Source organism: Paraflavitalea soli, assembly GCF_003555545.1.
Taxonomy (GTDB): domain Bacteria; phylum Bacteroidota; class Bacteroidia; order Chitinophagales; family Chitinophagaceae; genus Paraflavitalea; species Paraflavitalea soli.
On sequence record NZ_CP032157.1, the window covers coordinates 2,419,842 to 2,446,798 of the forward strand.

The 26,957-nt window shown below is 47.6% G+C and carries 13 protein-coding genes; 5 read left to right on the top strand and 8 right to left on the bottom strand.

The features are described 5' to 3' along the window. Positions 1 to 33 precede the first annotated feature (33 nt). Both D3H65_RS08960 and D3H65_RS08965 read right to left on the bottom strand, forming a co-directional pair. Positions 34 to 1,962: a glycoside hydrolase family 97 protein gene (locus D3H65_RS08960; RefSeq protein ID WP_119049984.1), complete on the bottom strand. Its 1,929-nt coding sequence runs from the start codon at positions 1,960 to 1,962 to the stop codon at positions 34 to 36. A gap of 23 nt (positions 1,963 to 1,985) precedes the next feature. Then, on the bottom strand, positions 1,986 to 4,421 hold the full coding sequence (locus D3H65_RS08965; protein WP_245999709.1) for a glycoside hydrolase family 31 protein: 2,436 nt from the start codon (positions 4,419 to 4,421) through the stop codon (positions 1,986 to 1,988). A gap of 242 nt (positions 4,422 to 4,663) precedes the next feature. Between D3H65_RS08965 and D3H65_RS08970 the strand changes: the two genes are divergently transcribed. The 3 genes from D3H65_RS08970 (at position 4,664) to D3H65_RS08980 (ending at position 9,340) form a co-directional block, all read left to right on the top strand. Then, positions 4,664 to 5,698, top strand: a complete 1,035-nt coding sequence (locus tag D3H65_RS08970) for a LacI family DNA-binding transcriptional regulator (RefSeq protein WP_119049986.1) — start codon at positions 4,664 to 4,666, stop codon at positions 5,696 to 5,698. Between the two features lie 211 nt (positions 5,699 to 5,909). Beyond that, positions 5,910 to 6,647 carry a ThuA domain-containing protein gene (locus D3H65_RS08975; RefSeq protein ID WP_119049987.1) on the top strand — a complete coding sequence of 246 codons (738 nt, stop codon included), beginning with the start codon at positions 5,910 to 5,912 and terminating at the stop codon, positions 6,645 to 6,647. A gap of 23 nt (positions 6,648 to 6,670) precedes the next feature. After that, positions 6,671 to 9,340 carry a DUF7133 domain-containing protein gene (locus D3H65_RS08980; RefSeq protein ID WP_119054446.1) on the top strand — a complete coding sequence of 890 codons (2,670 nt, stop codon included), beginning with the start codon at positions 6,671 to 6,673 and terminating at the stop codon, positions 9,338 to 9,340. A gap of 86 nt (positions 9,341 to 9,426) precedes the next feature. Here the strand turns inward: D3H65_RS08980 and D3H65_RS08985 are convergent, their stop codons facing one another. From D3H65_RS08985 to D3H65_RS09005, 5 genes are all read right to left on the bottom strand, one after another. Then, on the bottom strand, positions 9,427 to 10,608 hold the full coding sequence (locus tag D3H65_RS08985) for an alpha/beta hydrolase-fold protein (RefSeq protein WP_119049988.1): 1,182 nt from the start codon (positions 10,606 to 10,608) through the stop codon (positions 9,427 to 9,429). Between the two features lie 23 nt (positions 10,609 to 10,631). Then, on the bottom strand, positions 10,632 to 12,182 hold the full coding sequence (locus tag D3H65_RS08990; RefSeq protein ID WP_119049989.1) for a carboxylesterase/lipase family protein: 1,551 nt from the start codon (positions 12,180 to 12,182) through the stop codon (positions 10,632 to 10,634). A 43-nt stretch (positions 12,183 to 12,225) separates the two neighbouring features. Continuing rightward, on the bottom strand, positions 12,226 to 12,726 hold the full coding sequence (locus D3H65_RS08995) for a hypothetical protein (protein ID WP_119049990.1): 501 nt from the start codon (positions 12,724 to 12,726) through the stop codon (positions 12,226 to 12,228). 118 nt (positions 12,727 to 12,844) lie between these two features. Continuing rightward, complete coding sequence (locus tag D3H65_RS09000) at positions 12,845 to 14,632, bottom strand: RagB/SusD family nutrient uptake outer membrane protein (protein ID WP_119049991.1); 1,788 nt, start codon at positions 14,630 to 14,632, stop codon at positions 12,845 to 12,847. A gap of 18 nt (positions 14,633 to 14,650) precedes the next feature. Next, positions 14,651 to 17,815 (bottom strand): SusC/RagA family TonB-linked outer membrane protein, encoded by a 3,165-nt coding sequence (locus tag D3H65_RS09005; protein WP_119049992.1) that lies wholly within the window; start codon positions 17,813 to 17,815, stop codon positions 14,651 to 14,653. A gap of 411 nt (positions 17,816 to 18,226) precedes the next feature. Between D3H65_RS09005 and D3H65_RS09010 the strand changes: the two genes are divergently transcribed. Next, on the top strand, positions 18,227 to 22,348 hold the full coding sequence (locus tag D3H65_RS09010; RefSeq protein WP_119049993.1) for a hybrid sensor histidine kinase/response regulator transcription factor: 4,122 nt from the start codon (positions 18,227 to 18,229) through the stop codon (positions 22,346 to 22,348). A 51-nt stretch (positions 22,349 to 22,399) separates the two neighbouring features. Here D3H65_RS09010 and D3H65_RS09015 read toward each other — a convergent pair whose 3' ends face one another. Continuing rightward, the gene (locus D3H65_RS09015) at positions 22,400 to 23,245 is read right to left on the bottom strand and encodes a sialate O-acetylesterase (protein ID WP_119049994.1); all 846 of its coding nucleotides are present in this window, start codon (positions 23,243 to 23,245) and stop codon (positions 22,400 to 22,402) included. A gap of 266 nt (positions 23,246 to 23,511) precedes the next feature. Here D3H65_RS09015 and D3H65_RS09020 point away from each other — a divergent pair, with 266 nt between their 5' ends. Further along, positions 23,512 to 26,913, top strand: a complete 3,402-nt coding sequence (locus tag D3H65_RS09020) for a glycoside hydrolase family 98 domain-containing protein (protein WP_119049995.1) — start codon at positions 23,512 to 23,514, stop codon at positions 26,911 to 26,913. The last annotated feature ends 44 nt before the right edge of the window (positions 26,914 to 26,957 follow it).

Genomic DNA, 26,957 nt, shown 5'->3' on the forward strand with positions numbered 1-26,957 from the left:
AATTGTTATTTACATACTTTTAATCTTTTTCTATCACAGCGGTACCAGGGAGGCGGCAAAGCCGCCCCGGCGCAATAGTTTCACGTCTACCGAGGTCGATTGGTTCACTACCAGTTGTTGTATATCGAACGCCTTATCATGTTCGCCATCCGCTATCAAAGTCATTTTGTATTGTACACCCGCCTTTAAAAAACCAAAGGAGAGCGTTTTTTTCTTCGGCCGTATTTCCGCGTTAATGCCTCCCACATACCAGTCATTGCCCTTGCGCCGGGCCAGGATCACCTCCTTGCCGGGATATCCATCCAGCAATTGCGTATCATCCCAGACCGTAGGCACCGTTTTAAGAAAAGCCCTCGCAGCGTCAGGCAATCCATCATAACCCTCCGGCCGATCGGCAAAGTGTTGCAGCGCCGATTCAAACACCACGCTCAACGCCAGTTCATGGCCATAGGAAGTAAGATGGGGAAACTGAGAATTGGTGAACGTAACAGGCGTATAATCCATAGCCCCTACCACATTGCGGGTAAAAGGCAGGATAGTGTTGTGCTCCGGCGCTGTGCCGGTAAATTCCGGTCCGTTGTTGTACCATTCCGCACCACGTACCGCTTCATTGGTCATCAGGTTAGGATAGGTCCTCGCCCATCCTCTCGGCACCATACAACCGTGGAAGTATACCATCATCTCAAATTGCGCCGCATCCTCCAGTATATCCAGGTAATACCTGATCATATCCTGTTTCTCGCTTTCAAAGAAATCCACTTTCACGCCTACAAAACCCAGCTTCTTTAGTTTGGTAAATTCAACCACCCGGTTTTCATGCGTCAGCATACGGTCGCGGGGCGTAGAAGACACATTAGTATGCTTCCCACCGGAATTGTACCAGATAAGGGGCTTCACCCCTTTTGACAGGATGTACCTGACAGCATCTTCCACCGTACCGCCATTGCTCATGCCATCCCATTCCCAGTCGAGCAATGTATAAGGCCAGTTCATCCTTGCTGCCAGATCGGCAAAAGCCGTTACGATCTTATAGTCTTTCGTGCCGTGGTTGCTGGACCAGTAGTTCCAGGATACTGCCCCCGGCCTGATCCAATCCGTGTTTTTAATGACAGAGGGAGCCGATGCATCTTCCACCAGGGTAGAATGTATAATATCTGCCAGGCTGCCGGCAACGACCACCCGCCACGGCGATCTCCAGGGTAGCGTAATAGAGGGTAAGGAGTCCCCCTGGCCGTTGCCGTCTTTCGGGTTGGGGAAGACCAGTTTATAAGCATTCCTGTCATCATTATTGCGCAATTTCGTGCCGCAATACCCCCGGTCTACATCAGCTTCGTGCAGCAGGAACCAGCAGGCTTTATCCGCCGTATTGAACAGCGCCGGGTAGCACCAGTCCTGCTGTTGCACCTTATCATCACTCATGGCTGTATACAACCCTTCATTGGCCGGGTTCCACCTTTCCATCCACCGCATAGTTGTCTGCGGAATCGAATACGTAGTACTTTCCTCCCTTATAACAAAACTGCCCTGTTTTTCCGGAAACTCATACCGGAAAGTCACCCCGTCATTCCAGGCCCTGATAAAGAGGTTCATCTTTGCTTTGCCAGGCGTCTCAAACGAGACCATCAGTTCATTGGCCGCATTGGTACGGTTCAGCCGCTTGCCATGCAAGGCTGTATATTGCTCATTGATCAATTGGGGTTTTCCCACTTTCAGCAACAGGAGGTTATTGGAAAAATCCTGGTCATTGCGCACCAGCCCCAGATCGATGCGGGGTATCGCTGTTGTTTCCTTGCCATCAGCCAGGTATAATACCTTCAGGTACCAGCTGCCAGCCTTGGCCCCTTCATCCTTATACAGGGCTGCACCGATCTTCCCGTTGGGCGATAGGATCCTTGCCTGTTGTGCACGGGCTGCAAAAGCATGCAATAAAAGAAAGAGGGCCGTTGTGATCGTTGTTTTCATACAGTCTGTCGTTGAAGATCATCCTATAATTTCACTACTATCTTTTTTCCGGAATAAGTGATTACCTGGTCAGGCGTAACGGCCGTGTCCGCACCCACGCCTTTCTGGTTATTCACCCGTACAATATGGAACTTTCTGCCTTCCAGCATACCGGGGAAAGCTCCTTTCCGGTCATGGATCATCAGTTCCTTTTTTTTGTCATTCCATTGAAAGCTGATCGTGGTATAAGCGCCCTTTTCATAATTATACGTATCGTTCTCATCCTCGTACAATACAAAGCTGCCATCGGCCCCGGGATAAACACGTATCTCAAGTTGGTCCCATTTCTTTTCTTCCGCATATTGCACCTGCGGCCCAATGGGCAGTATGGAACCGGCTTTCACAAAGAGCGGAATAATATCCAGCGGCGTGGCGGTGCTGATCTTATTGCCACCCGTAAATGACTCACCCGTCCAGAAGTCGTACCAGTTGGCCCCTTCCGGCAAATACACTTCTTTGCTTTTTACACTGCTGAAATCTTCCACGTTGGAAGAATCCCTGCCACCGGCTACTTTTTTTATGTACATAGGCCGGGTCACAGGACTCACCAGCAGCGATTTGCCAAACAGGAACTCATCGTTGATATCCCAGGCATTTTTATCTTTTGCAAAATCCATCATCAGCGCACGCATCATGCTCGATTGGCCCGCGGTCACTTCCCAGGAGGTGGAATAGATATAAGGCAGCAGGCGGTAACGCAGGTTGATATATTTATCGATGGCATCGTACACCTTATTCCCTTTCTGGCCAAACTGGTAGATCTCCCGGGGAGCATCAGCACCGTGCGAACGCATCATGGGACAGAAAGCGCCAAATTCCAGCCAACGTACATACAGCTCCCGATATTCCGGATCATCCAGTTTCTTAGGGAACCGGTTTAAGAAAAAACCACCAATATCACTGTTCCAGTAAGGGATACCGCAGAGAGAAAAGTTCAATCCGGCCGATACCTGGTTGCGCAAAGCGTTCCAGGAAGACGTCACATCTCCCGACCAGGTATTGGCGCCATAGCGTTGCTGGCCGGCAAATGCAGAACGCGTAAGAATAAATACCCGCTTGCCGGCAGCGGCCGATATAGCCCGCTGATGTTGGTACACCCCTCCCACCGTCATTAAAGGAAATGCATTGCGTACTTTGCGGAAGGAACCAAGCCAGGTTTTTTGGTCGAAATCGCCCGGCTTTGCACCGAGGTGATCGGGCTCGGAAGAGTCCATCCACCAGCCATCTATTCCCACCGACAAGAGGCCTGCATGCAGGTATTTCCAGAATATATCGCGCGCTGCCGGGTTGTAAGGATCATACACCCTCACCCCCGAAGGATAGTCACGGTTGGGTGGCCACTTCTCTGAGCCGGATTCGGGCCAGGTCGGAAAATTCATCAGTGCTCCTATTTTATCCAACTCCCGGTAAGGTTTTGTTTGCGGACCAAAGGAGTTCCAGATAGAAATGATCAGGTGGGCTTTCTGGTTATGTATATCATCCACCATCTTCTGCGGGTTGTAAAATTCGGGGTTCAGGAACTCCATCGCATTCCACAGGTAATTACTGCCCCAATACTGCCAGTCCTGGATAATGCCGTCCAGCGGCACACCCAGTTCCCGGTATTTTTTTACCACACCCACCAGTTCATCCTGGCTTTTGTAACGCTCCTTACTTTGCCAGAAACCGTAGGTCCACAAGGGAAACATGGGCGCCTGCCCCGTAAGATCGCGCATGCATGCAATGACACCATCTGCATGGCCGCCATACATAAAATAATAATCGATCCCCTCACCCACTTCCGACCTGAAAGTAGTGCTTGTTGTATTGTCTGTAAAGTTGGTGGGAGAATAATTGTCCCAAAACACACCATAACCTTTTACCGACTGAAAGAAAGGAATATAATCATCCGTATTCCCCTGCACCATATGCAGGGAAAGGTTACGCTGTACCATTTTACCACCCTGTTGCTGACCCAGACCATAAATGCCTTCTTCCTTATCCAAAGCAAAGGACTGCTGCACGCTCCAGGTATTTACCCCCGCATCGTTAAATGGGGTAAAGGACGCGCCCTTCTCATCTTCCCGGAGTAAGGGATGGCCCGCTGCATCTGAATATTCGAGCTGTCCGTTTTGCAGGTTCAGGCTTACCCGTATCTTTTCGCTTTTCAGGATCAGCAGGTTGCCTTTTTGTCCCACCGTGAACGCAGTGCTTTGTGGTGTTTTGATCACCGATAAACTTTCCTTCTCCGTTATTTTGCCGCCAGGCCCTTTTAAGATGCGTACCGTAGAGGCATCATAAAACCGGAGTTCTACCGCTATAGAATCGATGCCTGTTTTAATGCCCTGGGCTGTTTTTTGCCAGCTTTGCGATCGGCAGGTAATACTTGTCAAAAGTACCAGCATCATCAGTAGGCTGGTCCGTTGTAAGGTCAGTTTCACTGTGCTAAATTTTAGGTGTCTTCGTGGTTTATTCTTTTAGTAGGGCCCGATGGGCTACCAAAGCTATATTTTTTTGAAATCGATTTCCAAATTATGTCAATAAATTTACAAAACGCATACAATACAATATTTATCAATACATTACTACATAATAGAGTTATATTAATCGATTGTATAAAATACTTACTTTTACAGATCGGCAGGTAGCCTATATTTATAAGAAGAAACTATAAACAGCCTTCATGTCGGGAAAACGTGTGACCATTTATGATGTTGCCAGGGAATTGGGGGTATCGGCCTCTTATGTGTCCAGGGCCCTCAACGGACACCCTGCCACCAGCCAGAAAGTGCGGGAAAAAGTGCGAAAAAAAGCCACGGAGCTCAACTACAAGCTCAACTCCCATGCCGCCAACCTGCGACAGGGTTCCTCCAGAACCATCGGCGTAGTGGTGCCGCATATCAACCAGACTTTTTTCTCCGAAGCCATTGCCGGTATAGAAGAAGTTTGCTTTGAGAACAACCATAGCCTCATCATCTGCCAGTCGCACGAGTCCTTTGCCATAGAATGCAAAGCGATCGATACCCTCATCCATCAAAACGTAGACTGTATCCTGATCTCTCTTTCTGCAGAGACCCAATCCTATACCCATCTTCAAAACATCCTCGCGCATCATATTGAACTGATCCAGTTTGACCGCTGCATGGATCACGTGGACAGTTATAAAGTATTCAACGACGACAAAGAAGCCTCCTATAGCGCTGCTAAAATGCTCTTTGACCAGGGTTACCGGCGTGTTGCCTTCCTGGGCGGCCCCCAGCACCTCACCGTATTCAAACGCCGGAAGGAAGGCTACCTGATGGCCCTTAGAGAATCCGGGTTCAGCATTCCTTATGATTTTATTGTAGACGATATATTAGATAAAGAGCAGGCCGCTACAATAGCCGCCGCACTGTTATCCGCCCCACATCCGCCGGATGCTTTTTTAACCGTATCCGATCACCAGTCTTTAGGCGTGTTGGAAGTCGCCCAATCCAGGGGCGTCCAGGTGCCTGAGCAACTGGGTATTTTCGGTTTTGCCAATGAGGCCTTTACCCCCATCATCAAGCCGTCGCTCTCTTCGATCGACCAGAAAAGCAAAGACCTGGGCAAAGCCACTGCAGGCATTTACTTTGAAAACATCCTCAAGGGCCAGGAGCCAACACTTACCAAACGCGAAGTGATCATCAAAACCGAACTTATTTGCCGGCAAAGCTCCCGGCGAACAATAGCTTCCTGACCAGGTTTTTGATACCGTTATTTTTCAATGTCTCGTCAATGGCTTGTTGGTTTGCCGGTAGAACAAATGATGGAATTTATAGCACAAATGTTTTCCGGTTCAAAATAGGTTGAACAAAAAGTATACGTTTACAAACTTATGATCCCGGGTGTCACAGTCCACGGGACAATGCCATGCAGGGCCTGCTACTACTTGAATAAAGCTTCATGAAATGAATAGGATCAAATCAGCACTACTGTCTTTTTTATTGCTGACAACGGTAGTCAGCATGAGCAGCTATACTATACAGAAACAAAAGAAAATACTGGTATTCAGTAAAACCGCCGGATTCCGTCATACATCCGCCATAGAGGCAGGGGCAAAATATATAATGGAACTGGGGCAGAAAAACAAGTTTGGCGTAGATACCACGGAAAATGCAGATGTTTTTACTGTGGAAAAGCTGAAACAATATGCAGCAGTGGTTTTTTTGTGCACCACCGGCAATGTGCTGAATGAACAGCAGCAGCAGGCATTCAAACAATTTATACAGGCCGGGGGCGGATACCTGGGGCTGCATTCAGCAGCAGATACAGAATATGACTGGCCATGGTTTGGGGAGCTGAACGGAGCTTATTTTAAAAACCATCCCAGGCCGCAGGAGGCAGTATTCAATGTGGTGGACACCAATAACATTGCTACGGCCCATCTTCCAAAAGTATGGAAACGTTTTGATGAACTGTACAATTTCAAATGGATAGGTACAGACCTGCATATACTGATCACGATTGATGAAAACAGTTATACCGGTGGGGGTAATGGAGAGGTTCACCCGATGGCATGGTATCATGAATATGATGGCGGAAGAAGTTTTTACACGGCATTGGGGCACGATAATAGATCATGGGAAGACCCTTTATACCAGCAACATGTATTGGGGGGCATCAAATATGCGATGGGTTCAAAATAATTAAATATCGATTAATGCCTAATATGAAAAAAGCCTATGTCATTTCCGGTTTACTACTGGCAAGTGTCATGATATACAATTGTAGCGTTTCAAAACATGCCAAACAAACGCAGGCAACCAATCCCTACCCTGCCAGGATATTTGATTCAATGCCTTCCTTTGATTACCTGGACCCTGCCGCGGCCTTGAAAACATTTAACCTCCCCCCCGGCTATCATCTTGAACTGGTGGCAAGTGAACCTATGATCAAAGAACCGGTAGCCATAGCATGGGACGGCAATGCAAAAATGTATGTGGCTGAAATGCTTACCTATATGCTGGATGCCGATGCAAAGGGAGAACAGGTAAATGTCAGTCGTATTTCGTTGCTGGAGGACACCAACAATGATGGCAAGATGGATAAGAGCACCATATTCATCGATAGTTTATTATTGCCAAGGATGATCCTGTGTGTAAACCATGAGCTACTCGTCAATGAAACAAATACCATCACCATCAACGCATATAAGGACACCGATGGAGACGGAAAGGCCGATCAGAAAAGAACAGTATTTCAGAAACAAGACTACCGGCTGTTAGATGCCAACATGGAGCACCAGCGCAGTGGCCTCGACTGGAACCTCGATAATTATATTTACCTGACATACGACCCCGTACGGTTTCGTTACAGGAACGGAATGCTGGAAGCCGATTCACTGTATTCAGGCCCTGGCGGTCAGTGGGGAGTAACCCATGATAACTATGGCCGGCTATTTCTCACAAGTGCAGGAGGCGAAAGCCCCCTCGTACGCGTGCAGATCAACCCATCCTATGGCGCACTCGATATGCCCGACCAGGTGAGCAACGAATTTCAACAGGTGTGGCCCATCATTGCCACACCCGATGTGCAGGGAGGTTTAATGCGCCTGCGGGCCGATAGCACACTGAACCATTTCACCGGTGCCTGCGGACAATCCATTTACAGGGGAAACACCCTGCCCCAGGACCTCTCAGGTGATTATATTATTTGCGAACCCGTGGCAAGACTCATACGCCGGGCAAAAGTCATCAACCTCAAAGGAAAGATCATTGTCCAAAATGCCTATTACCGCCAGGAGTTTATAGCCTCCACAGATCTAAACTTCAGGCCCGTGAATTCTTATACAGGGCCTGATGGAAATTTGTACATCGTTGATATGCACCGTGGCATTATTCAGCAGGGCAACTGGACAAGACCCGGGTCATTTCTTCGTAAGAAGATTGATGCCATGGGAATGGCAAAAAATACAGGGCACGGCAGGATCTACCGGTTGGTATATGATGGGTACACCCAGTCTGAAAAACCGCATATGCTGGATGAGCCTGCCACTAAACTGGTCACTTACCTCGATCATAAGAACGGCTGGTGGAGAGATAATGCCCAAAAGCAGATCGTTTTATTGGGAGATAGATCCGTTGTACCCATATTAAAACAAATTATACAGGGAGAGCAGGCTACATTGGCCGCCAAACCATCACACCTGGCCCGGTTGCATGCCTTATGGACACTGGACGGCCTGGATGCAATGGATCGTGCTATTTTATATACGGCACTGAAGGATGAACACCCACAGATCAGGAAAGCTGCTGTTATATTAAGCGAACCATATCTCAAAAAGGAAGATGACGAAGTAATTGCAAAGCTTGCCGGGTTAAAGAATGACCCTTCGTATGATGTACGGTTGCAGTTATTTTTATCGACCTATAGCAATAAATTGGCAAAGAGCGCACCACTGGCGGCAGAATTGCTGGCTGCAAATACTTCCAATGAAATGTTCCCGGCTACACAAAAGGCGATGGACCGGAATATTGATATCAGGTCATATGGGAACAGACTGGGAAACCTGCCTGAAAATGAAAGAAAATCGATTATAGCCGGTTCAGGCATATTTAATTCGCTGTGCGTTACCTGTCATGGCGCAGGAGGCAAAGGACTGGCCGTAGCGGGCTCAAACTCCCTGGCGGCGCCAGTACTCACAGATTCAAAAAGAATGAATGCAGATAAGGCAATCCTGGCGAAGATCATACTGCATGGCTTGCAAGGACCCATTGAAGGAAAAGAATACCCCTCAGTAATGCCAGCGCTGGGCGCCAATTCCGACGAGTGGGTAGCTTCCGTGGTAAATTATATCCGTTACGAGTTTGGCAACGCAGGCCGGCGTTTCCGCAGGCCAGGAGATACCCTATCGCCATTTATCTCTATTCCCGAAGTAACAATGGTAAGAAACCAATATGCAGCAAGAACAGCACTCTGGACACTGGAGGAACTGGAAACCGGCAATCCGGCTGCTGCCGTCACCAGGCCAGTTGCAGATACACTTTCCAATAAAATAGTGGCCGTTCCCCCCAAAAAAATCAGTACTGCCGCCGCTAAAAAACCAGTTGCCAAAACAACAAGTCTGGTTAAAAAGACGGATTACGCGGCCGTGGAACCGCTGTTACAAAAATATACCTGCCTTGCCTGTCATCAAGCCGTTAATAAATTGATCGGGCCTCCTTACAGGGAAGTGGCCGCAAAAAAATATACGGTAGCCCAGATTATACAATTGATCCAGAAGCCCAACCCGGCAAACTGGCCTGGTTATGAAACTAAAATGCCTCCTATGGCACATGTTCCGGTAAGTGATTTGACACAAATTGCCCAATGGATCAAGTCCCTGGAGAAGGCAAAATAAAGATCCCTATAAGCAGGGCCAAAGGAAAGATCCCGGCAAGGTAGGCCGGGATCTTTTACAAACTAAACTGCCTGAACAGATAAGTATTATTTAAATAACCTTGGCGCAAAATCATTGAGCGCCCTGCGCCAGGTAAGCCATTCGTGGGCAGTCCCCTGCGATTCATGATACACCAGGTTGTTGATGCCGTGATTTTTCAATAGCTCGTAGGTTTCTTTGGCCCCCGGCCCTTCAGCAGTGCCAATACTGATAAACAACAGTTTCATCTTTTTATTAAAGGCCGCTGCGTCTTTAAACACACCATTATAAGCTGTCTCAACCGTAGTGGGTGAAGCTGAAGGATTAAAGGGATTTTTGCCAATGCGGCCCGAGCCACTAAAACCTCCCATCCAGGCAAATTTATCCATATTGTTCAGCACTGCATTCCAGGTTTGAGCACCACCCCTCGACAATCCGGCCATCGCGCGGTGGTCCCGGTCAGTATACGTGCGAAAGGTCTTATCAATATAAGGTACCAGATCTTTGATCAGGATGTCTGTAATATCGCCGGATGCTTTACGCACATCCGAATTGGTTTTAATATCTCCACTGGGCATTACGATGATCATGGGAACGGATTTGCCGGCTGCGATCAAGCCATCCATGATATTCGCTACATGCCCCTGAACCGACCAGCCGTTCTCATCTTCCCCCCAGCCATGCACCAGGTAGAGCACTGGATACTTTTTCTTCGGATTCTTTTCATATTCCGCTGGTACATATACATTGATATGACGCTCTAATCCATTTATGTCAGACCAATGATAAAGTGAACGAATTTCCCCATGAGCAATATCCTTATTGAACCGGTAATAATCGCCCTCAGCACCTTCAGGAATTTCAATGCCTGCCGACTCCCAGTTACTACCAAAATAAGCCTCACTCCCCCTGTCCATTACCGGCACACTATCTATCATCACAGCATAATAATGGAACCCTACCACCAGCGGATCTGTCGTATACCACCAAACCCCTTTATCATCTTTTGTCATAGCGTGTTTTCCACCCAATTGCAGCGTTACATTTTGCGCATAGGGCGCCACCACCCTGAATGTCGCCTGCCGGGTGTCAGGATTGACCGCGGGATACTGCGATAAGAACGTGTTGGTCGAGGCAGGCTTGAAACCTGCGGGAAGCGGCTGTTCCTGGTTGTTCTGAATGCCGGCAAACTGAGCCGGCAGCATACCATGAACCATAAGCGCTATCAGGATAAAAGATATCTTTTTCATGTTACTTAAGATTTAAAATTCTATTATTTAGCCCATGTATCACCTTCCTGCGTTCGTCGCCACCTGAAATAAGCATCCAGTACTTTTAAGGATTCCTCACTGGGCACTTTTCCTGTATATGCCTTTTGATTAAAGTACATCACTACGGGATTAGCATCGCTGAAAGCAGGCCACTCAGGCATCCCTTTACCGTTAGGGTTTCCATATTTAGCAAAGTTCGTCCAGTAGGTGGCCATAGCGGCTGATACCTGCTCATCTGTGTCAGTGGCCTGTTGACTGCTTGGATTGAGGTGCTGGAAAACAAACGCAACTTCCTGTCCATGCGGGGATCCATAACCAAAACGAGGTGAATCAGACGCATACGCAGGATGCTGATCAAAATAGTAATAATATGCTTTGGATTTCCCGGTCTTTGCATGCAACCTTGCCCAACTCCAGGTTTGCCATCCAAAAGCTGCATCACGCGAAAGATCCCTGGCAGTTTTGGGGACCGTAGTTGTACCTGCCGGATAGGCCTTTATAAGGGTGTCAGCAAACCTGCCATAACGTTGCTTCACGGCATTAATATACTCTTCGGGAGTTTTAGGAGGTGAAAAACTGGCGCCTTCATCTGAATTATAACCCACCAGCACCGGTACATCGTTGTATTTTTTGGCTTCATAAAGTTTGTATTGATCATCAGGAATTACCCATCCATCAATAATTGGCCACGCAAGTCCGCGAACTGGAGGAAGTTTGTCTGCATCGATCTTACGCAGATCAGCGATAGTTGAAAATCCGGCGTTCTTTACATAGGCTTCTCCTGCACTTTCGGCATCCCGAAGCCGTTTTAAATTCTCACCGGGAAATGTTGTAGGCCGGGGAGGTCCAAATGAGCCGCCGCTTTCTGAAATAGCGCCCTGGAATAATCCTTTGGCAAGTGGCGAAGCACATAACATGCTGACTGCAATGCCTCCGGCAGATTCTCCAAAAATGGTTACCTTTTTAGGATCACCACCGAAAGCAGCAATATTTTTTTGTATCCAGGCCAGAGCGGCGATCATGTCGAGTAGACCATAATTGCCTGAAACATGATTTTTATTTTCAGCACTTAACGCAGGATGTGCTAAAAATCCAAGCTGACCAACACGATAGGCAATGCTCACCAATACGACACCTTTCTTTGCCAGTTTCTCACCACTATAGGTTGTTTCAGCCGTTGAGCCGAAATTAAACCCTCCGCCATAGATCCATACGAGCACGGGAATACGATCATTCGCCGACCGTGCAGGTGTCCAGACATTCAGGTACAAACAATCTTCGCTTTTTCCGGAGGGTGGATTACCCCCTTGCATTGGGCCGGGAGCAAACTTATTCGCCTGCCGTACACCATCCCATTTCCTGGCAGGCATTGGCGCCCTCCAGCGAAGATCACCAACAGGCGGCTCAGCAAACGGAACGCCTTTATACACCATTAATCCTTCCTCCGGCGTACCCTGTAATAAGCCTTCTTCTACTTTCACTGATACAGGCTGTTGGGCAATCAAAGATCCGGCGGCAAGTAATGTACATAATACGAATACAGATTTCTTCATAACACCTGTTGATTACATTGTTTTTAAGAAAAATGCTATCGCTTTAGTGTGTGTAGATAGCCTTTGTCGTAGTTTCTCCACGCGGTGAGTTGGAATAAGTAACGATCGACAGCAGTCCATCCTTTAATGTCCAGGTCTCTGTTGATTTGAATTCGTTGGTCTGTCCATCTCTTTCAAATGTAATGGTATTATTAACCGTAAGCGTTAAACCATCGTCAGACCATTTGGCGGTTGTTTTTCTCTTTGATCCGCCAAATCCTTCAGACTCGGTTATCTTACCATCATAACTCAAACTAACTGAGCTGGTAACAGGATCGCCACCATTAAAACCAGGAGTTGTTCTTGTAATGGTAATAGCATTTTCTTTTTGCTCAACTTTAAGAGAACGGGCAACAAAGCCGCTAAAATCACCAAGCTCACTTTTGGATTCATTTAGTTTCCAGTCTCCGGAAAAATTAGTACGCTCAGCATTTTTTGCAAAAGAGAGAAGAAACACAACAGGAATCAATAAAACATAGGATGTTTTTCTAAAAAGATTTTTCATAACAAATAATTATTAAATAATAAAAAGAGGTAACTGGTTCATTGTTTTAAAACAAGAAAGCCCATGGCGCCATCGGCTTGATGGGCTTTCTTGCCAGGCATTATCAATAATCAAAGAATTAATACCCGGGCGTTTGCACCAGTTTGGGATTCTGTGCAAGCGCCGACTGCGGGATCGGGTGCATATATTGCTTCAGTTTGAATGCATGGGGATGATTCAATCCTACGGGAGTATATACCCACGTGCCGCTGTTATCAGCTTTTGTATTTTCGATCTTCATGCCATGCAGATCAACTGTCAGTACCTGGTCGGCAATTTTCCAGCGGATGATATCCTGGAAGCGTTTGTTCTCAAAGCACAGCTCCACCCTTCTTTCCTGGCGGATGGCATCACGCATCTGGCTTTGACTCAAGGCCCCGGGCAGATCTGGCAGGTTTACACGCGCTCTCACTGCATTCATGGCAGCATATACAGAAGCATCCGGGCCTACCGCCTCATTTTGTGCTTCAGCATATCCCAACAGCACTTCCGCATACCGGAAATAAATATAGTTGGCGCCACTCAATCCTGTAGCAGGACGGTTCCGGGGGTTTAATTTCTTCTTGAAATAATACGCCGTATTGCTTACATCCGTGCTCGCAAAATCTATCTGATTCGGCGATGGTCTCACCTTATCAATGCGGGTATAAACGGTATCCTGTGCCGACATCCAGTCCATTTTATAAGGAGCACCATCGTAAACGATCCATTTATAGAACCTGCGTTCACGGCCCACATAAGGATGTTGAGGATCATAGCCGGAACTGGGATCGGTGATGGGTTTACCATTCGCCATGAAGAATTGATCTACCAGTTCCTGCGTAGGGTTATAGTTACCCCAGGTGTAGTAAGAACCGAGCACATACACAGGGCCGCCATATTGTTCATAATTAGATCCCTTTACATTGGCTACATACTGCCTATCCCAGATCACTTCTGTATTATACTCATTATCCTCATACCAAAGGGTGGAATCCTCGGCAAAAAGCCCGTATGGTTTTCCCCCGCCCCAATCGTCGATGAACTTTTTAAAAGATCCTGCAGCGGTTGCCCAGCGCGTTACATCTGCATTGCCAAATCCGGCTATTTTATTAGGGTCAGCCCCTCCCACATAAGTGGCGGAATTGTAAGTGGGGCTTGCCGCCACCAACTGCAAATAAGCTTTTAACATTAAAGCAGCCCCCAGCGTAGCCCTGCCTGCATCCGGATTACCTTTGTTATATTTAACAGCCAGGTATTTGTTGTTAAGTATCGTATCCAGTGTTTTTGTTAAAAAGTCGAGCGTTTCTGCATAGGTGCTTCTTTTTACAAACAAATTGGCGGTATCTGCCCGCACCTGTGGGTCCAGAATAATAGGCACACCTCCCCAATGAAGAAAAAGAATGCTGTAGTGAAAGGCCCTGTTAAACCGGGCTTCATCGATACGTTTATTGGCCCATGCCTCTGCATAATTGGTTTTATGCACCCTTACCTGTTGAATGAACGTATTGCATTTCCGGATGGAAGTATAAAGAGCAGGCCAGTTATACCTGCTCACAGTTTGAACGCCCGTAGCGCCACCGCCAAAAAGTGCATAGTTGGTAGAGGCAGGGTCCAGATTCCCGTCTTTATATTTCCAGGAGTTGTAATAAAAACCTGCATCATTATCATCGGTGAAATTGTCCAGGTTTTCCGGTTGTGCATAAATATCCGGCAACTGGTCATACACATCGTTTAAAAAAATATCGGCATTGGATTCAGTAGCCCATTGTGTATTGTCGTCCAGGCTTACTTTCTGCTGGTTGTCCAGGTCTTTGTCGCAGGAATACAAACCCAGCGTGCCTGCTATTATGCAACCATAAAGAATATATGTTTTAACTGGTCTCATCTTGTTGATTTTTAAATGTTAGAAAGTGGTATTAAAGCCAACCAGGAACGTTTTCTGAATAGGATAACCTTGTTCGCCGGTTGTTTCAGGGTCTGTAAATTTCAACTTCCCAAGTGTAAATACATTTTGACCGGTTACATATATCCTTAAATTTTTCATTTTAACTTTCGAACTGATATGGGCAGGGATCGTATAACCCAATGACGCAGTTTTTAAACGTAAATACGAGCTGTTAATAAACCAGAAGTCAGAAGTTTGCCCATTGTTGTTGGTAGGCGCAGAATAGGCCCTTGGGTATTTTGAGTTCTGATTGTCTGTGGTCCACCTGTTATTGTAATACTCGTAAGAGGAATTACTATTATTGTTAAAATGAGCAACAGTCATAAAACCATACACATTAAAGCTCGACATGCCCGAACCCTGGAATAACATAGAAAGATCAAACCCTTTCCAGGCTGCACTTACATTAATACCGTAAATGATAGCCGGTGTTTGAGGCTTGGCGATGACTGTTTCATCATAAGAATCGATCTTCCCGTCGGGAGTCCCATTGGGGCCTCCCAGATCGGCATACCTGATATCTCCCGGACGCAGGGTACCGAACTGAGTGATGTTATATCCATCCGTGGCATCAATGACTCCATCACTGTTTTTGTCGTCCGCAGTACTGAACAAGCCAAGAGATTTATAGCCAAACACAGTATTAAATTGACGGCCTGTTCTGCTGCGCCTTGGATCGTTCTTCGTTACTGGCGATTCATACAACTGTACCACCTTGTTTCGTGCATACGTAAAGTTTCCGTCAACGGATACCACCAGGCCATTGTTGAACTTCTTACTGGTTCCCAGGGATAATTCAATGCCACGGTTGTCCATAATACCTGCATTTTCCTGGGCAAGCTGCAGGCCATATTCCTGTGGCACCACGATATTGGGAGACAACAACATGCCTGTTCTTCTTTCATAGAAATAATCGGCTTCCAGTCTTAAAAGGCCTCCCCAAAGATTTGCCTCAACAGCTACATCTGTTTTTTTGCTTATTTCCCAGGTAATATTGGGGTTATTTTCTATCGACACGTAGGAGCCTTGTACCAGCGCGCCATCCCCAAAAGCATACGCATTTCCCCTAAGCGGGTAGCTGCTCAGGAATTGGAAACCTGTACTGGTAAGATTGCCGGATTTGCCCCATGATCCCCTGATCTTAAGAAAATCAATAAAGGTGGCCGACCTGAGAAAATCCTCATTGGAAAGTATCCAGCCCACAGAAAATGCTGGAAGGTAAACCCATCTTTTGCCGGGCGCAAAATAGTAATGGCCGTCATACCTGCCCGAAGCTTCAAGTAGGTAACGCCTGTCATAAGCATAGCTTGCCCGGTACACATAACCAACCTGGCTGCCCGTACCGGATCCGCCGGCTATATCAAAGTCGTTTTTATTAGAGCTACCCAATGACAATTCATCGATATTCACCGCGTAATTGTTTATTCTTGCCCTGAAATCATTCTGTTTATTATTTCTCTTTTCTGCTACTACTAAACCCGTAATATCATGTTTGCCAAACGTATTGTGGTAATTCAGGTAACCCTGCCAGGTAATCGTATTGTTTTGCCAATATTGCTGGTTCAACCACCCATATGTGGTGGCGCTGGTTTCCTGGGTGGAATAAGCAGGTGTATAAACATAATTAGGAGCAGTACCGCTTTGCGTCCAGTAAATAAATGGCCGGTGCCATTGCTTCTGGGTAAAATAATAAGGATCATAACTAAACGCCCCTTTTATACTAAGCCCTCTTATAAAGGGAAGCTTTTGTTCCAGGGAAACCGTGCTCAGTAAATTGTTGGTATTTTGACGAAAATATCCTTCAGAGTTAATTACGCCGATCGGGGCATTGCCTGAACTCTCACCCCATAAGCCATTGCTAAACCGTAGCGGAGCTACAGGAATAAACTTATAAACGCCCCTGAACAACTGGCCGGTACCGCCATCCACATCCGTGGTTTTTTGTATGGCCCCATTTAAAGTAACAGCGGCTGTGGTGGTGGGCGTTATATTAATATCCAGGTTCACACTATAATTGTATCGCTCATAGCCCGACCGGTCAAACATGCCATTCTGTTTAAAGTAACCGAGGCCGGCATAATACTTGATGGTGGAGGAACCGCCACGAACCGAGAAATTACTCTGGTAAATGGGCGAATGCTTTTTTACCACATCATTCAAAGCGTCTGATACGGGATACAGGTCCGGATCTTTGGCATGGTTGGAAAGATAGGAGTCGATATAGGCCTGGCTATAGGTCGGGTTGGTGCCGGTTGGATTTTCTGTTACATAGGCTTCCAGTTTCAGCTTCATATAATCTACCGCACTGAGCATTTTGGGCAAATAAGTAGGCTGCTGATCACCAATATACCCTCCCAAACTTAAAACAGGCGCCCCCGTTACACCTCGCTTGGTGGTAATAAGTACAACACCATTGGCGCCGCCCAGTCCATAGGCCGCCACCGCGGCGGCATCTTTTAAAACAGATACACTTTCAATATTATTGGGATCTACTTCATTGATATTATTCCGGATCACACCGTCCACCACGATCAGGGGAGTAGTATTATAAGTAACCCCATTGACCGTTGTACCCGTAGTCGCAATGCCCCGCACGTAGATGGTAGCATTATCCGCACCCGGTCGGCCACCATTGGCACGTGTGATTATACCCGTAGCCCGGCCTGCCAGCGAATTCGAAATATTGGCAGCTGGCACCGCAGCCAGTTGCTCCCCTTTTACCCGGGCTACAGAGGCGGTGGAAAGTTGCTTTTTTTGCGTACCATAACCTATCACAATCACGTCTTCCAATGAATTGATCCCCGGGCTCAACGATATGATCATATCAGATGCCCCGGCATTCACGGCAACCTCTTTCAACTGGAAACCAACATAGGAAATAACCAGCACAGCTGCTCTTTCCTGCACAGTAATGCTAAAACTTCCGTCTGCAGCAGTAGTGGTCGCATTGGACCGCCCCTTTTGGGTAACGGAGGCACCCGGGAGCCCATTACCCTTGTCATCCAGCACTTTACCACTCACCGTAAAAGCAATATTGCCGGTACCGTTCGCAAAAGAGCTTGCCTGGTACATTATAAAAGCAAGAAAAAACCATATTTTAATATGGCAATCAATTCGTTTCATACAATTAGCGATTTTTTGGTTAGATAATGAAAGGTCCTCACCAGGTACGGAAACTGTAACTGATTGTGCAGATGCGCCTTATAGTAGCAGCGCTGAAATAAATAGTGGAGTACAAATGTGGAGGGGAAGCCGGGGATACGCCCGGGCTGGTAAATTTGTTCATAATGGCAGCAGTTTAGTGAATACAATTGTTCAATCCGGTTGAACAGTGTAATGCAATCAGTTAGAAATTGTAATTCAATCGATTAGAAAATGAGCGGCCAGGAATGATCAACCCTGGCACCTGTATAAAATTCGACGAATTCACAATAGATGGATGGGACATTTGTCGTATATCATGTCAATAATGTTCGGATTTATTGTAGATTTTACAATTAATTGCAAATTGTACATAACTGCTACCCTTTATATATGCCTGCCATAAAATATATAGCCTTACTGCTCCTTTCCTTGATTGCCGTAGCCGGGTATAGCCAGCCAAAGCATATCAATTTCACCTCCATTACGGTCAGGGACGGGTTATTATCAAATTCTATTTTTGCTATAGCCAAAGACAGCCATGGCCTGATGTGGTTTGCCACCACCGATGGGTTGAATAAGTATGACGGCACCAATTTTACCGTCTACCGGAATATTCCGGACGATAGCACCAGCCTGCGGGCCAATGAAATATTGGCTTTACACGAAGACAAGGCGGGCAATTTATGGATAGGCACCGGCGGAGGTGGTATGAGCCTGTATAACAGGCAAAAAAATACCTTCGGGCATATTACTTTCAATAACACAGGATTAACCGCCAATGCTGTTATCAAAAGCATTTGCAGTGATTACAGGGGTAAGCTATGGATAGCCCCCTACGCCAGCTTATATGTAATGGATACCGCATCCAGGTCAGTTTCAGAGGTCTTTCTGCCGGATGCCAACGGCAATCCGGTCAAAACCGTCGTCGAATGTATTTTTGAGGACAGCAAACACAGGATATGGATTGGCACCTATGATGGCCTTTTCCGTTATACGATTGCCACCAATTCGTTCAGGCGTTTTTCATACCAGGAAGGTGATTCATCCAGCTTGGGCCATAACCACGTACGTACCATAGCTGAAGATAGATCAGGGACCATCTGGGCAGGAACCCTCAATGGCCTGAGCAAGTTGCTGCCCGATGAACAACACTTCATCACCTACAGGCATATAGCCGGTAACGAAGCATCATTGAGCGACAATGCAGTGAATTGTATAATGGCGGATAATGAGGGCCTTTTATGGGTGGGAACCAGGAACGGCGTGAATGCCATGCATATCGCCACCGGGAAAATGTCAACTTATAAAACCGAAGATGGAAATATTTTTAGTTTGACCGGCAAGGCCATCAGTTGTGCCTGGTTCGATGCAGCAGGTATTTACTGGTTCGGCACTTTCATGCGCGGTATCAATAAATATGATAAGAATATCAACCTGTTTGGCCTGAAACTCACCAGTACGTTCAAAAAGAACGGTGGGCCGCCCCTTATAGTAACCAGTTTTGCGGAGAACCCGCCCGGAAATGTGTATGTGGCGACCTATGATGGTGGATTGTACGAATTCAACTACAGGACCGGCGAGGTCCGGCAAACAGCCATCCGGCTGAATGGAAAACCAGTGCAGCCCCTCACCATCATGGCCGTACATATGGCAAGCGCAAACAGGCTATATATCGGTACTTATGGAAAGGGGGTGATCGTGTTGAATACCATAACCGGCGAAACCGCACAAATAACGACAGGAAGTGCACCCGGCGCCCCCTACAACAATGATATTTACTGTTTTGGCGAAGACAGTAAAGGCAATACCTGGGTAGGCACCAATGGCGCGGGTATACATGTTATACGTGACAATAAAGTGGTGGTCACCTACAGCCCGGCTCCCTCCGGCCCCCATGAACGCCTTTTGCCCATCAACGGCTATATAAGGGCTATCGTGGAAGATCCGGACAAAAATATCTGGATAGGCACACATGGCGGCGGACTGGCCGTATACCAGCCCACTGGTGATACCTGGACCATCTATAACCAAAGTAACAGCCAGCTCCCCAGCAACAAAATACAATCGCTGCTGTGCGACAGTCACGGAATGATGTGGGTAGGTACGGATGGCGGAGGACTATCCCTGTACTACAAACAAAAAAAACAATTCACCCGCTTCACCGAAAAAGATGGATTGCAAAACACCACCATCTACCAGATCGTCGAAGACCTGCAAGGACAGCTATGGCTCAGCACCAATACCGGCATCAGCAGCATGGATCCCGCTTCGCATAAGTTCAGGAATTTTACCAGTTACAATGGTGTGCAGAACAGCAACTTTTTCCATGGATCGGGCATACGCTTGTCCGGTGGAGAAATAATGTTTGGAGGACTTGAGGGGATCAATTATTTCAACCCGGCCCAACTGACCATCAACCGCAATGTACCGGAGGTATTACTGACCGACCTCCGTATCTCCAACAAATCCGTGACGGCCGGTGAGGACGCTCCCATCCAGGAACATGTGTCGATCGCGAAAAGTATTCACCTCGCTTACAAGCAAAACTTTGCCCTGAGCTTTGTGGCGCTGAACTATACCATTCCCAAACAGAACAGTTACGCCTACAGGCTGGAAGGGTTCGACAAGGACTGGAACTATACAGGCGCAAACAATACCGCCTCTTATACCAACCTCGACCCCGGCGAATACACGTTCCGGGTGAAGGCCAGCAACAACGATGGCGTGTGGAGCGCAAAGGATACAACGATCAGGATCTATGTGCAGCCACCCTGGTGGCGCACCACCTGGGCTTACCTGTTGTACCTGGTACTGATCGTCAGCCTGGCATTGTACAGCCACTATCGCGTAATGGCTGCAATTCGAAAAAAACTGGCAATGGAACAGGAACAGCAACAGGTCAAACGCCTGCAGGAACTGGATCGCCTGAAGCTGAAGTTCCTCACCAACCTGAGCCATGATTTCAGGACCCCCATTGCCCTGATCGCCGGTCCCATAGAACAATTAATTGATGCAGAAAAAACCAATACGAAACTCGACAAACTTCATATCATCAGGCGAAATGCCAAAAGGCTGCTCAACCTGGTGAACCAGTTGCTTGATTTCAGGAAGCTCGAAGAGCAGGAACTCACCGTGCAGCTTTCAAAAGGAGAGTTCGTTTCTTTTGTTAAAGAGGTGTCCGAATCTTTCAGGGACCTCTCGGAAAGAAAACATATTAATTTTTCTTTCAGCAGCACGGTACAGCACCTCGTAGCCCTTTTTGACCCCGACAAAATAGAGCGCATATTATTCAATTTATTGTCCAATGCTTTTAAGTTTACCCTCGAAGGCGGTCATATCAGCGTAGTGCTGGAAGATTCACCGGAGCGGAGTGATGACAAACACGAATGGGTAACCCTCAAAGTGATGGATTCCGGCATCGGCATCCCGAAAGAAACGCTTGACAGGATATATGATCGGTTTTTTCAAAATGACGCTTCTGCCGCCATTCTTAATTATGGTACAGGAATTGGCCTGTCGATAACAAAAGAATTTGTGAACATGCACGGCGGCACCATTCAGGTGGAAAGCGAGCCGGATAATGGAACCACTTTTACCATTCACCTTCCCCTTGTCAGGGCCACAGAAATGGCTGTTGCCATACCACCATCGCCTCCGGCAGTGGAGAAACCCGTATCCTCCAAAAAATTGGGTGTGTCAGCCCATAAGAAAGTATTGCCCATCATCCTGCTGGTAGAGGACAATGAAGATTTCAGGTTTTATTTAAAAGACAACCTTAGTGACAGCTATATGGTGATTGAGGCCGTAAACGGAAAGGAAGGTTGGCAGAAAGCCCTGGCACATCATCCCCAACTGATCATAAGTGATATCAGCATGCCTGAAGTGAACGGGATTGATATGATCAATAAATTAAAATCCGATAAAAGGACCAGTCATATCCCCGTCATATTACTCACGGCGCTGAACGATCAGCAGCAACAGATCAAGGGACTCGCTGCCGGGGCCAATGACTATATCACGAAACCGTTTGATTTTGAAGTGCTCAATGCCAAAATAAAGAGCCTCCTCGAATTGAACAGTGCTATGAAAAGTACGTATGTCAAACAAATAACCCTTACAGGGCCCGATGTCAGGATCCATTCGTCCGACGCCATGCTGCTGCAGGAAATAGTACTCTACCTTGAACAGAACATCGAGAACCCGCAGCTTTCTGTGGAAGGATTAAGCAAGCAGTTTGGCATGAGCAGGAGTACCTTGTATACCAAATTGCTGCAGATCGCAGGCCAGACGCCCGTAGAATATATTCGTTCTTTCCGGCTGGAGAAGGCGACCGTATTGATGGAGAAAAGCAATATGACCATTGCAGAGATCGCCTACCAGGTAGGTTTTACAACGCCCAATTATTTTGCGCGGTCATTCAAACAAAAATTTGGCATGCTGCCCTCTGAATACATTGCCAGCCTGAGAAATGGACATACGGGTGACTCTTTATCTTCACAAACAACTAATTGAGAAAACATGAGCAGCCGCTATCTTACACATAACATCCTTATAGTATGCCTTTTATTTTTTAGCTGCCGCCCCATACCCCAATAAGGAGAGCATCTTATCCGCATACCGGGCGCCCAGCACCCGGTAACCTTCGGCATTAAAATGCAGGTTATCGGAAGCATCGGTACAACCATCCGAATGGATCACATAGGCGTTGGGGATAGTCTGCGGTAAAGTGGCAATGATCCTGTTCATGCTGGCGCATACACCCCCCTGGTCGGCATGCACCACTTCGCCGGCCAGCAAAGGCACCGATGCAGCATCGAGCTGCAGGTCTTTCACCAGGTTATCATACACCAGCTTCACTTTGCCGGGCCAGCTGCTGTCATTGGTATTCGACTCTCCCTGGTGCAATAAGATCCCTTTGATCACACCATCCTTTTGCGCCAGTTTGGCCATCTCCACCAGGCGGCCATAAGGATTTCCGCCATACTCCGCTGCCATATTCTTCAGCCACCCGGGCGCAGTCGACACATACGATGCATAATGGTCCTTATCAAACAACTCGATTTTGCAGCCGCCTACCGACACATTGATCACCCCTACTTTTACATCCTTCGGAAGGTGGGCGATCAGCTTCCGCCCGAAATAATCGACCGGTGTAAGCCCCGTACGGCAGCGGCACAAGGGAGGCTGCGCCGTATACCACTGCCCCATCGTCCTGTTGAGATTGGGGCAGTCCACCGTCTCCAATACCCTGAAGCGGCTATCCACCGTCGTGTCCTGCGGTTCAAACCGCGCATTGCCTTCCATATTCGACTGTCCAAAGCATAGAAAAATATAGAAGCGGGGATCCTGTGAAAAACCATGTGCACTAACAAGCAACAAGGCCAGGAACAGGGAAATTCGCATGGTCATTTTCATCTGTAGGGGAAGTTCGGTGTCTGTATAATAATGATGACTGGAATTGAAAATAAGTGTTTTTTATACATTTATAATAAGAGACGTTCAATTTGAGACAATTAAGACAAGTTTCGATTTTGACATCCATGCTACCAATTGAGACATTTGTCCCCGGGTGCGCTGGTACATCCCCGTACATTTATGCCGCCCGATAGCCAATAAAGCTCCTCTCCGATTACCTGTTTTTTTTGAATCCTTTTTTCTAACGTTAAAGCTTGACTATGAATCTTTCCTTTAACAGGATCCACCGGACTATACTGTTCCGGATCCTCTCCTTATTATTACTGCTTTCGCAATTGACAGCCAATGCCCAATCAGGCGCGCCCCTGCGACGACCTATTTCGCCTCAACAACCCACCTGGTTCATTCACATCGATTCCTGGAACCAGGCTGATCCCCAAAAGATCATCGATATGGTTCCGGCAGACATCAGGCCTTATGTGGTCTTCAACATTTCCATTTCTATCAACCATGATCGCCTTACCAGTAAATGGCTCCAGGCTGAATATGGGTATGAAATTGCCAGATCATGGTTAAGGGTATGTGCCGAGAACCGTGTATGGGCCATGATCCAGCAATCCAGCGGAGGCTTTCAACACTTCTCTGAAACCGATCTGACCGTATATGAGGAATTCTACCGCGAATACCCGAATTTCCTCGGCTTCAATTATGCAGAACAGTTCTGGGGATACGATGGTTCCCTGCAGCCCCCCACCTCCAACAGTTATGATGCTATTTCGCCGCCCTGGGCCAATCGCATAGCCCTTTTTGCCCAGTTGCTGGAACTAAGCAACCGGTACGGTGGTTACCTGGTGGTAAGCTGGTGTCCTAATCAATGGAATCCCAATATCAATCCCATCGGTATGCTGAAAAGAAATCCTGCCTTTGCAGCAGCCTGCCGCAATTATACACAGAACTATATCCTGTGCGAAAAATACACCCAGGAATCCTACCAGCTCGACATGGAGAGTACTTGCCTGGGAGCCTATATGTCCGGTTATGCAGGCCAGTATGGCATACGTTATGATGAAACAGGGTGGACGAACGCAAATGGTGTTCATGCCGACTTCACCATGGCTTCCGGCATTGCACCCCACCTGGAACATATTATGTTGACCGGCGAAACGGTTATTGACGGTCCTGAATTGATCATGACACAAACAGCCCGGGAACTCAGCACAGCTACAACGTCCGACGGATTTACACGTCGCCGCTGGGAATTTTATCCGCAGTTCCACAATATTAATATCGACCTGTTCCGCAAGATCATCGACGGCACCATCCGTATTCCCACCCGTCAGGAAGTGATCAACCGCACCAAGGTGGTTATTGTCAACGATGTCAGCAGCGGCAGCAACCAGGACCAGTACAGCTCACCCCAAACACTTTTTGAAGGACTCTACCGCATGGACAATGACGGTAACTATGAATTGAACAAAAGCTTTTTCAAAAAGACCGGTCGCTATCCTGCCATCCCTACCGTCTTTCAGCTGGATGATGTGCCGGCTAATTCCTTCCAGGTGAAGATCAATAAGTCGGCATATGCCAGCCGCTGGCCCAGCATTACGGCAAAGACCAACGAATTAAACACCCTGTTCCCATCGGAATACACCGGCACCTTGTATGCAGGCCGGCATGAGAATGGATGGGTGATCTATAATCCTTTTAAGACCGATCAAACGGCCAGCGCCAACATTCCTTTCAAATACAATACCTGCAGTTCCATGGATATTACCTTCTCGCAATACGCAAGCGCAGTAGTAAAAGAAACAGCCAACCAGTTAAAAGTTTACCTGAACAATTATGACAATGTGCTCAATACAGGGTTGAAGACCAATACCATCCGCATCAATGGAAGTACAGCTCAGCCAACCTGGTCTTATACAGACCGCGGCAGCCACCAGGCTAGTGTTGTATCAGCCAGTTGGTCGGGCGGTGTCTTTACACTCACCATTCAGCACAATGGCGCACTCGATCTCACGATCAACTGCGCAGGAACGGCTACCGGACGATTGACAACGTATACGCCTTCAACGCTTATCTCCCCTGTTCCACCTCCTGTGTACCAGGGCCCCATCCAGCACGAAGCAGAACATTTCGATTTCAAAAACATTGCCGGCAACACCGCCAACGGGGTCAGTGGCGCTATCCGCAACTATACCGGGCAGGGTTACCTTCAGTTCGGTACAAACGCAGCAGCCAGCATCAGGGATACCCTGTACGTCACCTATCCCGGCACCTATCAATTGCAAACCAAGTATGCGGTAACAGGCGGCAATGTTGGCACCACAAATCTCTATGTAAATGGAAGCAATGTGGCCACTCCTTCCTTTATACAAACGGCTTCCACCAGCACCTGGGCAGTCAACACACAAACAATAACCCTCAATGCAGGCTTCAACACCATTGAGCTCAGGGCAAATACAGCAGCTCCCTATTCAATGTATGTGGACAATATAACAGTACGCCCGCTCAGTAGCGGAGGGAATATCATCCAGGAAAACACCATTGGTTTCTGTGCCGTAGATGGAACGGTCGATACCAACAATGCCGGTTACACAGGTACCGGTTTTGCCAACACCAACAATGCAGTGGGTACCGGCATCAACTGGAAAATTGATTTTGCTGCCATTGGTACGCAGGCCTTCACCTTCCGTTATGCATCCATCGACAACAGGACAGCCAACCTGTTCATCAACGGTTCACTGGCCGGATCCACCATTAGTTTTCCTTCCACTGGCTCCTGGACTACCTGGGGCACGCTTACCGTATACGCCAATACAGCAGCAGGCATCAGCGATGTTCGCCTCGAAGCAGCCGGTAGCAGCGGGCTGCCCAATGTAGACTATATCCAGGTGGCCGGCGGCACAGCCGCCAATTGCGCCACAGCCGTCACTACCTATGCTATCCAGGAAAATGAGACTGGGTTTTGCAGTGTCGATGGAATCCTTGAAAACAATTACCTTGGGTTTGTAGGCAGCGGCTTCGCCAATCTGAACAATGCTATAGGTGCAGGTATCAGCTGGCGCGTCAATGCAGCTTCAGCAGGCGCCAAAACCTTCACTTTCCGTTATGCCAGCACCGACAGCCGTCCGGGCAGACTATTGATCAATGGAACCCAAGCCATCGCAAGCGTTGCTTTCCCCGCCACCGGATCCTGGGCAACCTGGTCTACAGTTACCGTAACGGCCAATACACCGGCAGGCACCGTCGATATTCGCCTCGAAGCAACCAACGCTACCGGCCTCGGCAATATCGATTACCTGTCCGTGACCAACAGCACACCAGTGGCCTGTCAAACTGCCCTGCTTGCAGGAATTGATAATCCGGTCACAGGTGTACCGGTCAATGCGGAGTCCACAGACAGATCGCACCTGAAAGAAAGCACGATCAGGTTATCGCCCAACCCGGCCCACCACGAGATCACCGTCAGTTTAAGCACGCCATGGAAAGCCGGTGATCAATTGATCGTTGCTGATGCTGCCGGCAAGCCGGTGATCAGCCGTTCGATCAACCGTAATACAGAAGTGTTGAATATAGCAAAATTGCCGGCTGGCAACTATTTCATCAAAATAATCAATAACAAGGCAGAACAGGCAACCCTGCAGTTCATTAAGCAGTAACATCCGCTGCCAACAAACAAGGCTGTTCCTGAAAAGGGACAGCC

Coding starts and splice junctions, on each gene's coding strand:
- D3H65_RS08960 (WP_119049984.1), bottom strand. CDS start 1,962: ATGAAAACAACGATCACAACGGCCCTCTTTCTTTTATTGCATGCTTTT.
- D3H65_RS08985 (WP_119049988.1), bottom strand. CDS start 10,608: ATGAAAAAGATATCTTTTATCCTGATAGCGCTTATGGTTCATGGTATG.
- D3H65_RS09000 (WP_119049991.1), bottom strand. CDS start 14,632: ATGAGACCAGTTAAAACATATATTCTTTATGGTTGCATAATAGCAGGC.
- D3H65_RS08990 (WP_119049989.1), bottom strand. CDS start 12,182: ATGAAGAAATCTGTATTCGTATTATGTACATTACTTGCCGCCGGATCT.
- D3H65_RS09020 (WP_119049995.1), top strand. CDS start 23,512: ATGAATCTTTCCTTTAACAGGATCCACCGGACTATACTGTTCCGGATC.
- D3H65_RS08980 (WP_119054446.1), top strand. CDS start 6,671: ATGAAAAAAGCCTATGTCATTTCCGGTTTACTACTGGCAAGTGTCATG.
- D3H65_RS09005 (WP_119049992.1), bottom strand. CDS start 17,815: ATGAAACGAATTGATTGCCATATTAAAATATGGTTTTTTCTTGCTTTT.
- D3H65_RS09015 (WP_119049994.1), bottom strand. CDS start 23,245: ATGACCATGCGAATTTCCCTGTTCCTGGCCTTGTTGCTTGTTAGTGCA.
- D3H65_RS08970 (WP_119049986.1), top strand. CDS start 4,664: ATGTCGGGAAAACGTGTGACCATTTATGATGTTGCCAGGGAATTGGGG.
- D3H65_RS08995 (WP_119049990.1), bottom strand. CDS start 12,726: ATGAAAAATCTTTTTAGAAAAACATCCTATGTTTTATTGATTCCTGTT.
- D3H65_RS08975 (WP_119049987.1), top strand. CDS start 5,910: ATGAATAGGATCAAATCAGCACTACTGTCTTTTTTATTGCTGACAACG.
- D3H65_RS09010 (WP_119049993.1), top strand. CDS start 18,227: ATGCCTGCCATAAAATATATAGCCTTACTGCTCCTTTCCTTGATTGCC.